Source organism: Rhizobium aethiopicum, from assembly GCF_014197535.1.
Taxonomy (GTDB): Bacteria; Pseudomonadota; Alphaproteobacteria; order Rhizobiales; family Rhizobiaceae; genus Rhizobium; species Rhizobium aethiopicum_A.
The window spans coordinates 20192-32857 of record NZ_JACIFV010000005.1 but is presented as its reverse complement, the minus strand read 5'-3'; the positions used below and the strand labels follow the sequence as shown (position 1 = coordinate 32857).

Here is a 12666-nt window from a genome sequence, read left to right as displayed (position 1 = left end):
GCCAGAGGAAACGGGCGGCAGAAAATGGATTGACGGATGAGCGATAGGGAAAAGCTCCGCTGGCAGAGCGATCTCGCCTTGATCGCCGATGCTGCGAAGGAGGCCGGCGCGGTCGCTTACGGCTTCTTCAACCAGTCTCCCGAGGTCTGGTGGAAGAACGGGGACCGCTCTCCGGTCAGCGCCGCCGATTTCGCCGCCAACAAGACGCTTGAAACGATCCTGCGCAAGGCGCGGCCGGAATATGGCTGGCTGTCGGAGGAAACCGAGGATGATGAAGGCCGCCTCTCGCGCGAGACGCTGTTCATCGTCGATCCGATCGACGGCACCCGCGCCTTCCTCGGCGGGCAGCAGGTCTGGTGCGTCAGCGTCGCGGTCGTGCATCGCGGCCGCCCCGTCGCCGGCGTGCTCTATGCACCGGCGCTCGAAGAATTCTACGAGGCCGTCGATGGCGGCGTGGCGCTGAAGAATGGTGTGCCCCTCACCGTTTCCGCCGCCGGGCCGGACGAAATGAGCCGGCTTGCGATCGGCGAGGACCTGTTGAAGACCTTTCAGCCGGCGTTCCGTGACCGCGTGAGACGCGAGAAATATGTCCCCTCGCTTGCCTATCGCATTGCCATGGTGGCGGACGGCCGTCTCGAAGGCACCTTCGTCAAGGGCAATTCGCATGACTGGGACCTTGCTGCCGCCGATCTCGTTCTGGCCTGCGCCGGCGGCGGCCTCGTCGACCTCGACGGCAAGCCGATCGTCTATAACAGGGCGGACGTCACCCATAAGGTGCTCTGTGCGGCGCCGACGGCCCGGATCGATGAGTTTCTAACGGCTTTTGCCGGGCGAGGAGACGGTTGACGTTTCCGTCAAAATCCCGCAGATGAGGTGGCGGAGGAACTCGGCAGAAAGAGAACAAGAAAATGACTGACTCCGGTGACAAGAAGCAGCTTTTGCACCTCGTTTTTGGCGGCGAACTGGAAAGCCTCGAGGATGTCCAGTTCCGTGATCTGAACGGTCTCGATATCGTCGGCATTTTTCCCGACTATGCCTCGGCGCTGACGGCCTGGAAGGCGAAGGCGCAGCAGACGGTCGACAATGCGCATATGCGCTATTTTATCGTCCACATGCACCGTCTGCTCGATCCGCAACAAAAGGCTGGGGGCAACTGACCTCGGCAGCCGCCGCCAGCCGAACGGGCCTTCGTGCATCGGGCGCCCGTCGATCCGGATCGTTTGACGCATTCTGAACAAATTGATCGGCCATTCCGGCCGCAACGATAATAAGGGAATGGGTTTGATGTCGATCGTCTTGGGTCGGAGGCTGGCGCGATGAGCTCCCGGATGGCGCGGCTCGGTCTGAGCACATACCGTCTGGCGGGAACCGTGGCTTCTCCGGTCGTCGGCCTCTATCTGACCTACCGCACGGCCAAGGGCAAGGAAGACCGGGCGCGCCGCCTGGAACGCTTCGGCTATCCGAGCGCCAATCGGCCACAGGGCCCGCTCGTCTGGTTCCATGCCGCAAGTGTTGGCGAAACCAATGCCGTCATTCCGCTGATCCGCGAACTCCGCCGCCGTGATATTCACGTCGTTCTGACCACCGGCACCATCACCTCCGCCAGGCTTGCCGCCGAGCGCCTCGGCCAGGAGGCGATCCATCAATATGTGCCGTTGGATCTGAAGCCCGCCGTCAGCCGTTTCCTCGATTATTGGCAGCCCGATTGCGCCATCATCGCCGAATCCGAGATCTGGCCGGCCACCGTGCTGGAGCTCGGCCGTCGCCGCATCCCGCAGATCCTGGTCAATGCCCGCATGTCGGACCGCTCCTTTGCCCGCTGGCGCCGCCGCCCGTCGATTGCGGAGGCCTTGTTCGAGAACCTCGCTCTCGTCATCGCCCAATCCGATGTCGATGCCGAGCGGTTCCGCGATCTCGGTGCCGTTCCCGTCATCACCTCGGGCAATCTGAAGGTCGATACCGACGCGCCGCCTTATGACAGCGCTGTCTTCGCCCGCTACAAGAAGCAGATCGGCGATCGCAAAACCTGGGCGGCGATCTCCACCTTCGACGGCGAGGAGAATGCCGCCGGCATCGTCCATCGCGCCCTGAAGGAGCGCGATCGTCAATTGACGATCATCGTGCCCCGCCATCCCGAGCGCAGCGACGAGATCGAAGCGGCGCTCGTCAAGCAGGGGCTGAAAGTCGCCCGCCGCACCCGCGACGATGTCCTCTCCGCCGATGTCGATATCTTCCTCGGCGATACGATCGGCGAAATGGGGCTTTATCTCCGTCTGACCGAAATCGCTTTCGTCGGCCGCTCGCTCTTTGCCGAGGGCGGTCAAAACCCGCTGGAGCCTGCCATGCTCGGATGCGCCATCCTCTCCGGCGGCAATGTGCAGAATTTTCGCGAAGCCTATCAGAAGCTCGCCCGCAGCGGCAGCGCCCGCATGGTGCGCGATACCGAAATGCTGGCCAAGGGCGTGCATTACCTGCTGACCAACGATGAAGCCCGCCGGAACATGATCGAGGCCGGCGTCGCCACCGTGCACGAAATGCGCGGCGCACTGTCGGCGACGGTGAAGGGGCTTGAACCCTATATCAATCCGCTGACGGTCAAGGCGCGTTTGTTGCCCAGGGCCGCGGCCCAGGTCTGAGGAGACGCGATGTCGGGCCCGGCGCATATTAAAGGCATCCTCTTCGACAAGGACGGCACTCTGCTCGACTATGATGAGAGCTGGCTGCCGGTCAATCGCGAGCTTGCCCGCATCGCCGCTGAGGGCGATCCGCTTTTGGCCGACCGGCTGCTGTCCGCCTGCGGCATGGATCCGGTGAGCGGCCATATCGTCCCCGACAGCCTGCTCGCCGCCGGCAATACAAGGCAGATCGCCGAGGGACTCGTCGCCGCCGGGTCGATGGTCGACATCGACGAATTGACGATCCGTCTCGACGACCTCTTTTCCGGCGCCGCTGAATTTTCCGTGCCGGTGACCGACCTTGCCGGCTTTTTCGCAAGGCTGCATCGGCGCGGTTTCAAGCTCGGTGTCGCCTCCAGCGACAATGAGCGCTCCATCCGCCAGACGGCGGAGCGCTTTGGTTTCGCCCGCTACGTCGATTATATCGCCGGCTACGACAGCGGCTTCGGCGTCAAGCCGGAGCCGGGCATGGTGCTCGGCTTCTGCGCTGCGACCGGGCTTTTGCCTGAAGAGGTCGCGATCGTCGGCGACAACAATCACGATCTGCACATGGGCCTGAATGCCGGCACGGGACTGAGGATCGCCGTGTTGACGGGAACCGGCTCGCGCGATTCACTTGCCGCGGCCGCCGATCATGTGCTCGATAATATCACCGCCCTTGAGACGCTGCTGCCCGATCTGCAGCCGGCCTGATCGGTAAAGGCTTGCATTTTCATCGATTTTAACCTCTCAATCCGGCCGGGAAACGAAATTCTCTGGCCGGCGGGGAGCGGGACGGCAAAATGATTTCAGAAGCGCCGCCGTTCTGGTGGAGGAAAGCCGATTGGCGGGCCTGGCTGCTGGCGCCGCTGTCCTTTCTTTACGGCCGTATCGCCGGCCATCGCATGGCCCATGCGCGCCGCGCCTCGGTTTCCGTTCCCGTCATCTGTGTCGGCAATTTCACCGTCGGCGGCGCCGGCAAGACGCCGACGGCGCTGACGCTTGCCCGCGCCGCCAAGGCGAAAGGCCTGAAGCCCGGCTTTCTCAGCCGAGGTTACGGCGGCTCGCTCGACGTGACGACGGTGGTCGATCCCCATCATCACCGGGCGGTCGCCGTCGGCGATGAACCGCTTTTGCTCGCCCAAGAGGCGCTGACGGTGATTTCCCGCCGGCGCGTCGATGGTGCTCGGCGCCTGGTGGCGGAAGGCGCCGATCTCATCATCATGGATGATGGGTTTCAGAGCGCCCGGCTGGCGATCGACTATGCGCTGCTCGTCATCGACGCGACGCGCGGCCTTGGCAACGGCCATATCGTGCCGGCCGGCCCGGTTCGCGCGCCGATCCGCCAGCAGCTGCGTTCGGCGACGGCGCTGCTGAAGGTCGGCGGCGGCAATGCCGCCGACGGCATCGTCCGCATGGCGGCACGCGCGGCAAAGCCCTATTTCACCGCCTCGCTGAAGGTGCGCGGTGACAACAGGCTTGCCGGCATCAAGGTGCTCGCCTTCGCCGGTATCGCCGATCCCGCCAAATTCTTCCGCACCGTCGAATCGCGCGGCGCCGAAATCGCGGTCGCCAAGACCTTCGGCGACCACGAGCACCTGACCGAGGAGGAGATCGACGATATCCTGACGACCGCCGAGCGCCAGGACCTTCTGATCGTCACCACGTCAAAGGATTTCGTTCGCCTCTCCGGCCATCACGGCAAGGCGGAGCAACTGGCGCAGAAGGCTCAGATCATCGAGGTCGATATGGTCTTTGAGGATCATCTCGCCGCGAGCCTTATCATTGACCGGGCTATCGTCGCATGCCGTGAGCGGCGCCTCAAGGAATCGAAGGTTGGGGCTAAAGCAATTTCAGGAAAGGCCGATCGGCTGTAACTGGCTGCTGCGAAACATCTCGGCGGCCTAAATCTGCCTGCAAGGCGATCATGCGATCGAGTGAAGCAAGGTCTCGCGAGCGGAGGTCAGATGCAATCGACATGCGCGATCGATCAACGCAATATCGCGACTTTCGAGGGCTTCGATCAGCGCAAGATGTTCCCCGATTGCGACCTCGTTGCGCGCGCGTTCATCGCGCTTGTTCCACTGATAGTGATAGTGGAAGACCATGGCGATCACGTCTTGAAAGCTTTCGATAAACCGATTTGGGGCGACTGCCCCAATCAGCCGGTGGAATCGGCTGTCCAATTCCGAGAAATCCTGAAACCGGCTGTCGATATCGGCGAGCAGCTCCAAATGTGCAGCTCGCATGGATTGGATCTGCTTCCAGACGGGCGAACTGTCGGGCAGGCCAGCGAACAGCCGCGCAGAGCGCATTTCGAACATCTCTCTGATCTCGAACAATTCGAGCGCGAAACTGGCGGTGAACCCTTTGAAGACCCAGCCTGCATTCGGACGCTTCTCGATCAGCCCGTATTTCTGAAATCGATTGAGAAACTCACGGATAATCGTCGTTGCGACCCCGAACTTCCGACCTAACTCCGTCTCGTTGATTTCTGTGCCCGGGCAAGCACCGCCCCGAAGCATCCATTCCATGAAGCTTGTCTCGACCTGTTCCGAAATTGCCAGGGTCTCTTCCTGCGGATAGCGATCGATCTGCGATGGCTGCTCATGTACGATCCGCCTGTGCACGTCAGATATGATGATGCCGCGCGCGGACATCCCTGCCAGCACCTTCCGCACCGTTGTCCTGCTCACGCCCAGTTGGGCGCGTAGCGCGTTTTCGGAGGGCAATTCCTCTCCAGGATCGAGCGTCCGGAGGATATCGATCATATCATTGAACGCCCTCTTGAAAGTCGTATCCGTTCGCATGACGCTCCTCGTGGTCTGATCATTATCCATAAAAAACAAGTTGACGTACGTGTATCGTATGTTTCTTATGTATAAAAAACGGGGGAGGCTAGGGGAATTTGGAAGACTCCAGGATTCTGTCACAGAATTCGTCCCGGCCTGGTGGTTCGCAGGATGCAACCTTCCATCCGAGACGCTCCGGCATCGCGCTCGGATTGAAGCTATTGAGCCTGGGTCCACTGCTGATCCTCATCATGCTCATCGCCGTCGTCAGCTTGGTCACCCCGGCTTTTCTAAAGCCCACCAACCTGGGAAACATACTGGCGCAGACCGCAGTGATCGCCGTCGTGGCAATGGGCCAGCAACTGGTCATCCTGACGCGCGGCATCGACCTGTCTGTCGGTTCGAATCTTGCGCTGGCGACGGTCGTCGGCGGACTTGTCTACCAACAGGTTGACTCCTCATTCCTCGTCATTGCGGCCATGCTGCTGACAGGAGCTGCTGTCGGAGCGGTAAACGGTTTCGTGTTTGTCTATGGCCGGCTGCCGCACCCCTTTATCATTACACTTGCGACCTTGAGCATTTGCCGCGGTCTGGCACTCGAATTGGCGCCCGGCCACACGACCATACGCGGGATGCCTGATGCCGTGACCGCAATCGGTGGCGCTACGACTCTTGGTGTGCCCAACTCCTTTCTCGTCGTCGGGATGTTCGGGTTTCTATTCTTGATCCTGACGAAATCGATGGTCTGCGGCCGGTGGATCTATGCGGTCGGCGGCTCGCCGAGCGCCGCAAGAAGCATGGGTATACCGGTCATGGGCGTTCTGCTCTCGACCTACATCGTTTCCGGCTTTTGTGCCGGTGTCGGCGCGGTGCTGCTCGCCGGCCGGACCGGCGCCGCCTCGCCGATCTACGGCAATCTCCTGGAACTCGACACGATTGCTGCGGTGATTATCGGCGGCGCCAGCTTCCTTGGCGGACGAGGCCATCTCGGTCACGCGCTGATCGGCGCCGTGTTGATCGGCGTCATCCGCAATGCCCTTAACCTTCTCGGCGTCGACGTGTTCTTTCAGATGATCGCGATTGGGTTCGTCATCGTCATCGCCGTCGAAGCTGACGTGCTTCGTAACCATCTCGAGTCGCGCGCACGCGTGCTGCAATCGGCGGCAGTGCAATGAACCCGGCATCCACCACACCGGCACTTTCGGTTCGAAATGCCCAGAAGCGCTTTGGTGCCATCCATGCCCTAAAAAATGTAAGTTTCGATGCTTATTCAGGTGAGGTAACGGCTCTCCTGGGCGACAACGGCGCCGGCAAGTCGACACTCGTCAAATGCATCAGCGGGCTTCATAGTCTCGACGAAGGAGAGATCCTTGTGGATGGTGCTCCGGTATCGCTTCATTCAACGGCGGCCGCCCGCCGCGCCGGGATTGAAACCGTCTATCAGGACCTGGCGCTTTTCGACAATCTGACCCCCGTGCAGAATTTCTATTGCGGTCGGGAAATCTCTTTCCCCTCCTGGTTGCCGCGTCCGCTGCGCTTTCTGAGCACGGGCGAAATGAAGCGGGAAGCAGCGAGCGTCATCGATCGCCTGAAGGTTAAGTTGCCGAAATTCGACTCACCGGTCGCACTGATGTCTGGGGGACAGCGGCAGGCGATCGCGGTCGCACGCGCCATTGTTTTTGCGCGCAAACTGGTGATCCTTGACGAGCCAACCGCGGCTCTCGGCCTTCGCGAGTCTCGCCAGGTTCTTGACATTATCAATCAGCTCAAAGCCGACGGCAATGCCGTGATCATCATTACCCACAACATGGAGCACGTCGTGGAAATCGCCGACCGGGCGGTTGTCCTCCGGCAAGGTCGCAAGGTGGGTGAAGTGAAGCCAACGGAAGCGAACAAGCAGGACATTGTCGCGATGATCGTCGGCGCAGAGGCTTAACGAGATCGCTGCTTCGTTCGGGCAGCGGACAATGAGATCGCTCTAGAGGAGGGTGGTCGAGATATGGGAGGTGTAATCATGAAACCGCAATCCGTGCTGGGAGCCGTTGCGATCCTGGTCGTCGCTGTCGTTCCGTCACTGGCGCAGGAGCCAGTGAAGCTCGGCTTTATAACCAAATTCCCTGTACCGTTCTTCGCAACAATGGAGAACGCAGCGAAAGATTATGCCAAGAAAAATCCGGGAGTCGAGATCATTTACGGCCAAGGTACGTCCGCAACCGACATCGAGGGCCAAATCGCGCAGATCGAGTCGATGGTGACACGAGGCGTGCAGGGCATTGCCATCACGCCCGTCGATCCCACCGTGGCCACGGCCCTGGACAAGGCGGTGGCGGCCGGTATCAAGGTCGTGCTGATGGATAACAACATTCCGGATTGGAACGGCAGGACAGCGCTTGCCACGACCAACAACTTCGCCGCCGGCAAGATCGCCGGGGAATATCTCAAGACCGTTCTTCGTGACGGCGACACGCTTGGGATACTTGAGGGCGTGCCGGGTGTGCCAGCGCTTGATGACCGTGTGAAGGGTATGCTGGAAGGCCTGAAGGGGGTTGACGTCAAGATCGTCGGCAAAGGCGCGACCAACTGCACCGAGGAACTCGGGATCAGCGTCGCCGAGGATCTGTTGACGAAAAACCCAGACCTGAAGGCGATTTATGCCGCTTGCGGCCCGCCGGCTGCTGGCGCGGCACGCGCAATCAAGAACGCTGGCACTGCCAATGACAAGATTGTGCTGGTCGGTTTCGATTTCTGCTGCGGCGAAGAGGAAGCGCTGAAGAGTGGAATCGAGGATGCGTCGGTGGCGCAGTTTCCTACCAAGATGGCCGAACTCGGTGTGGACGCGCTTGTAAAGTCAATTCGTGGAGAGAAGGTGGAGTCTTTGATTGATTCCGGCGCGGCGCTCGTGACGCCGGAGAACATGGCAAAATTTAAGTGAGCTATTCCTTCTCGGGGAATTTGCTACAAACTCATCCTTGCCTTGCGCACATCGGATCATGCAAGCGGCTCGTCCTTCGCCGGGCGAGCCGAACGTGCTGCTCGTTGTCGGACTCAGGATGCGATTAATGGCCGAGCACGATCTTCAGTCCCAACCGTCGCGAACGCCAATCGGAGCGTGCGCCCGGCACTTAACGCCGCTGGTTCGGCAGCACGCCGGCGCGTTTGTCGGCTTCGATCGCCGAGATCACGTCTGCATAAGGCTCCTGGCGAGCGACGCTCCAGTAGCGCAGCTCGTCGAGCGGGATGTTTTTTCCGGTCATCGCGCAGACGACGTAGGAGCCGGGCGAGAGAATCTGGAAATCGCCGTCGAGATAGCGGATCTTCGCCTCGCGGTTTCCGTGCCCTTCGAACAAATTCATGCGCTCCGTTCCCTACAGTCTGTCATCCGTCTGCCATACTCCCGCATGAACGGCTTTGCCAGCTTTTTCAGCTTCTGCCGAAAAGCCGCTCGATATCGCTGAGCTTCAATTCGATATAGGTAGGTCGGCCGTGATTGCACTGGCCGGAGCCGGGCGTCACTTCCATTTCCCTCAGCAGCGCGTTCATTTCCTCCGGCCGCAGCCGCCGGCCGGAGCGAACCGATCCATGGCAGGCCATGGTCGCCGCCACATATTCGAGCTTGGCCGACAGGCCGGACGCCGTATCCCATTCGGCAATCTCGTCGGCAAGCTGGCGGATCAGGCCGTGGGCGTCGACCTCGCCGAGCATGGCCGGCGTTTCGCGCACCGCGATCGCACCGGGGCCGAAGCGCTCGATCGCCAGACCGAGTTCGGCAAACTCTGCCGCATGCAGCATCAGCCGGTCGCAATCCTCTTCCGGAATGTCGACGATCTCGGGGATGAGCAGCACCTGCGAGGCCAGCCGTTTCGCATGCAGCGCCTTGCGCATCGCCTCGAACACCAGCCGCTCATGCGCCGCATGCTGGTCGACGATGACGAGCCCGTCCTCTGTCTGGGCGACGATGTAATTGGCGTGGATCTGCGCCCGTGCCGCGCCGAGCGGATAACGTCCGATGGTTTCCGGGGCGGCCGGGCGAGGAGAGGCCGGGCCGGGAGACACGGGGTCGGGAGAAAATTGCGGCTCGGCCCGCGCGGTCGGCATCGACAGGCCGTCGAAGTATGCCTGCGGCCGTTCGGAAAAAGCCGGCGCCGGCTGGTAGGGGCGGGAAGGGGAGGTCTCTGCCGACCATGGCGCCTGTGGCCGCTGCCCATAGGGCTGGAAACCGGGGCGGAAGGCGCGCAGCATATCGCTCGCGCCGGTCGTTGCCGCCCGGCTGCCGTCGCGCGCGAGCGCCTCGCGAATGGCGCCGACGATCAGGCCGCGCACCAGGCCTGGGTCTCGGAAGCGCACGTCGGATTTGGCCGGATGCACGTTGACGTCGACGAGGGCCGGATCGAGAGCGATCGACAACACCGCCACCGGATAGCGCCCGGACGGGATCGTCTCGGCATAAGCGCCGCGAATCGCCGAGAGGATCAGCTTGTCCTGCACCGGGCGGCCGTTGACGAAGGCATATTGATGGGCGGAGTTGCCGCGATTGAAGGTCGGCACGCCGGCAAAGCCGGTCAGCGAGATCTCCTCGCGCACGGCGTCGAGCGCAATGGCGTTGTCGCTGAAGTCCTTGCCGAGCACCTGCGCCATGCGCGCCAGATGATCGTCGCCCGTTGCCGGAAATTCCAGCGTCGCGCGGTCCGAGCCGGACAGCACGAAGCGCACGGCGGGGAAAGCGATCGCCATACGTTTGACGATCTCGGTAATGGCGCCGGCTTCGGCCCTTTCCGTCTTCAGGAATTTAAGCCGCGCCGGCGTGGCGAAGAACAGGTCGCGGACTTCGACGATCGTGCCGGGATTGGCGGCGGCCGGCCGCAGATGCAGGACCTTGCCGCCGGCAACGGCGACCTCGTGGCCGCCGGCGCTGTCGCGCTTGCGGCTTGCGATGCTGAGCCTAGCCACGGACCCGATCGAAGGCAGCGCCTCGCCGCGGAAGCCGAGCGTTCTAATATCCTCGAGCGTCTCGGAGATCTTCGAGGTGCAGTGGCGCCTGATTGCCAGTTCCAGATCGGCGGCGTCCATGCCGGAGCCGTTGTCGCTGACCCGCAGCAGCGCCTTGCCGCCGCCTGCCGTGGCGATCTCGATGCGCGTCGCCCCGGCATCGAGGGCGTTTTCGATCAATTCCTTGGCAGCGCTCGCCGGCCGTTCGATGACTTCGCCGGCGGCGATCTGGTTGATGAGCGTTTCGGAAAGCTGTCTGATGGCCATGGGCTATTTTCGGGGATTCGCGGGCTGGAGGGAAGGGGTTTCCGATCGCTTGGCGAACTATGATCCGCGGCTCCCGCGAATTCGGGGATCGGTAGTGTTAAGCCGGTTTTAACAGAAAAATGGCATTTCTAATCACACACCTCCGGAAGCCGCGAAATCGAACAGATGTGGGACGAAATGGAATGAGTGCCGGCTTCGAAAAGGCGGACACATCATCAGAGACCGACGGGACTCTCGCCGGGGCCGATCTGCAGACGGCGCTCTTCGATGCGGTGTGCGACAGCCTTTCGGCAGCGTTCATCATCTACGACAAGAACGATCATCTGATCTTCGCAAGCCGCCAGATTCTCGAATTCTTCCCCCTGCCGTCCGAGATGCTGAAGCCAGGCATCCGGCTGCGCGATTTCCTGGGCGCGATCTACGATACCGGCGTTCGTCAGCAATATATCAGGCAGAGCGGCTCGCTCAGCCGCGAGGACTGGCTGTCGCAGAAAATCGCCTCGCATTGGCGCGAACGCTTCGAATCCGTCGAGCGACATGGCGCCGACAGCTGGGTCCGCTTCGTCAAGCGCAGGCTGCCGGGCGGTTACGGCGTCACCGTCGTCTCCGACATTTCCGAGGACAAGAAGCGCGAGGAGCAGTGGCGCTCGGACATGGAGCGGGTGCAGCTCACCGAAGACATTCTCGACAACCTGCCGTTCCCGCTTTTCGTCAAGGATCGCAACCTCACCTATGTCGCGGTGAACCTCGCCTTTTGCGAGAAATACCAGAGGAGCGCCGACGAGGTGCTCGGGCGCAAGAGCGGTGATCTCTTCTCACCCGAGATCGCCAAGCGCTTCGAAGAAAGCGATCGTCACGTGCTGGAAACCGGCGAGATGTCGATCTCCCGCCAGCGGCAGATCTCCCGCGACGGCATCGAGCGCGACATCGTCAGCCGCAAGCACCGCATCGGCAAGCCCGGCCGCTATTTCCTGGTGTCGACCATGCAGGACCTGCCGCGCGACGGCGCCGATCTCGAGGAGTTCGACCGCGCCTCGGCGATCACCGCCTCCACCAACCAGAGTTATCGCCGCGCCTATGTGCCGGTGCCGAGCGCGGTGGAGCGCCGCGAGCCGGCGGCGATGGAGGCGATCGTTCCGGAGAATTTCTCCGGCCGCAAGATTCTCGTCGTCACCGCCGACCTCGCCGCCGAGACCGCCGCTCTGCGGACGCTGACGAAATACGGTTTCGAATCCTGCTCGGTGCGCGGCGAGGATGAAGAGGAGCGGTTTCTGGAAATCGCCACCTCCTCGGGCATTTCGCTCGATCTGCTGATCATCGACAATCAGATGGGCATGCGCTGCCTCGAGCTTTCCGAGCAATACGGAATTCCGGCGCTCGTCATGGACGGTTTCCAGATCGCCAACGAGCTGACCTTTCAGATCGCCCGCCATTTCAATCGCAACAGTCGCAACAGCGGCGGCGGGGCGGACGCGGATTGGGAAATCAGCACTTCCGACGATACGGCCGGCCTGCAGGTTCTCGTCGCCGAAGACAACGATATCAATCAGATCGTGTTTTCACAGATCCTCGAGGGCCTCGGCTATCGTCATATGATCGCTGCGACCGGCGACGAAGTCGTGCGCCTCTGGGCCGAACACCGGCCCGGCGTGGTCCTGATGGACATTTCGCTGCCGGGCTTCAACGGCTTCGAGGCGGCGCGCCTGATCCGCCAGATGGAAGAAGCCGGCGGCGCAGCCCGCACTCCGATCATCGGCGTGCTGACCCAGGCCTTCGAGCGCGATCGCGCCGAATGCGCCAAATCCGGCATGGACGACGTCATCATGAAGCCCGTCAGTCCCGACATGCTGGAGACGATATTTCAGAAATTCTTGACAGAAGGGGCTGCGCCGGTTCGAGCGAACGGATGAGACGGAAGTCCGGTCGCCGTCTCCCGTATACCGCAATCTCCCAAATCTGGGGTAGAT

General features: G+C 61.8%; 12 protein-coding genes. 9 read left to right on the top strand and 3 right to left on the bottom strand.

The genetic code is table 11. From position 1 onward, the window contains the following. Positions 1 to 36: 36 nt before the first annotated feature. The 5 genes from GGD53_RS09255 to lpxK all read left to right on the top strand — a co-directional run bounded on the left by GGD53_RS09255 (position 37) and on the right by lpxK (position 4531). Entirely contained in the window at positions 37 to 846 is an 810-nt protein-coding gene (locus tag GGD53_RS09255; RefSeq protein WP_184455181.1) for a 3'(2'),5'-bisphosphate nucleotidase CysQ, read from the top strand. Between the two features lie 62 nt (positions 847 to 908). After that, a complete protein-coding gene (locus GGD53_RS09250; protein WP_184455179.1) occupies positions 909 to 1157 on the top strand; it encodes a DUF4170 domain-containing protein in 249 nt (82 codons plus the stop codon). A gap of 159 nt (positions 1158 to 1316) precedes the next feature. Further along, entirely contained in the window at positions 1317 to 2636 is a 1320-nt protein-coding gene (gene waaA / locus GGD53_RS09245) for a lipid IV(A) 3-deoxy-D-manno-octulosonic acid transferase (protein WP_184455178.1), read from the top strand. A 9-nt stretch (positions 2637 to 2645) separates the two neighbouring features. Continuing rightward, the gene (locus GGD53_RS09240) at positions 2646 to 3368 is read left to right on the top strand and encodes an HAD family hydrolase (RefSeq protein WP_184455177.1); all 723 of its coding nucleotides are present in this window, start codon (positions 2646 to 2648) and stop codon (positions 3366 to 3368) included. 89 nt (positions 3369 to 3457) lie between these two features. Continuing rightward, complete coding sequence (lpxK, locus tag GGD53_RS09235) at positions 3458 to 4531, top strand: tetraacyldisaccharide 4'-kinase (RefSeq protein ID WP_184455176.1); 1074 nt, start codon at positions 3458 to 3460, stop codon at positions 4529 to 4531. A gap of 48 nt (positions 4532 to 4579) precedes the next feature. Here the strand turns inward: lpxK and GGD53_RS09230 are convergent, their stop codons facing one another. Beyond that, positions 4580 to 5464 carry a GntR family transcriptional regulator gene (locus tag GGD53_RS09230; protein ID WP_184455175.1) on the bottom strand — a complete coding sequence of 295 codons (885 nt, stop codon included), beginning with the start codon at positions 5462 to 5464 and terminating at the stop codon, positions 4580 to 4582. Between the two features lie 98 nt (positions 5465 to 5562). Between GGD53_RS09230 and GGD53_RS09225 the strand changes: the two genes are divergently transcribed. From GGD53_RS09225 to GGD53_RS09215, 3 genes are all read left to right on the top strand, one after another. Beyond that, entirely contained in the window at positions 5563 to 6621 is a 1059-nt protein-coding gene (locus GGD53_RS09225) for an ABC transporter permease (protein WP_184455174.1), read from the top strand. After that, positions 6618 to 7382, top strand: a complete 765-nt coding sequence (locus tag GGD53_RS09220) for an ATP-binding cassette domain-containing protein (RefSeq protein WP_184455173.1) — start codon at positions 6618 to 6620, stop codon at positions 7380 to 7382. Before GGD53_RS09225 ends, GGD53_RS09220 begins: the two co-directional genes overlap by 4 nt. Positions 7383 to 7460: 78 nt before the next feature. Next, a complete protein-coding gene (locus GGD53_RS09215) occupies positions 7461 to 8378 on the top strand; it encodes a sugar ABC transporter substrate-binding protein (protein ID WP_184455172.1) in 918 nt (305 codons plus the stop codon). Positions 8379 to 8568: 190 nt separating this feature from the next. Here GGD53_RS09215 and GGD53_RS09210 read toward each other — a convergent pair whose 3' ends face one another. Then, entirely contained in the window at positions 8569 to 8799 is a 231-nt protein-coding gene (locus GGD53_RS09210) for a DUF2093 domain-containing protein (RefSeq protein ID WP_010010632.1), read from the bottom strand. Positions 8800 to 8866: 67 nt separating this feature from the next. Beyond that, the gene (gene mutL / locus GGD53_RS09205) at positions 8867 to 10699 is read right to left on the bottom strand and encodes a DNA mismatch repair endonuclease MutL (RefSeq protein ID WP_184455171.1); all 1833 of its coding nucleotides are present in this window, start codon (positions 10697 to 10699) and stop codon (positions 8867 to 8869) included. A gap of 182 nt (positions 10700 to 10881) precedes the next feature. On the opposite strand from mutL, the gene GGD53_RS09200 reads away from it, so the two are divergent. Then, positions 10882 to 12609 (top strand): response regulator, encoded by a 1728-nt coding sequence (locus GGD53_RS09200; RefSeq protein WP_184455169.1) that lies wholly within the window; start codon positions 10882 to 10884, stop codon positions 12607 to 12609. Positions 12610 to 12666 lie beyond the last annotated feature (57 nt).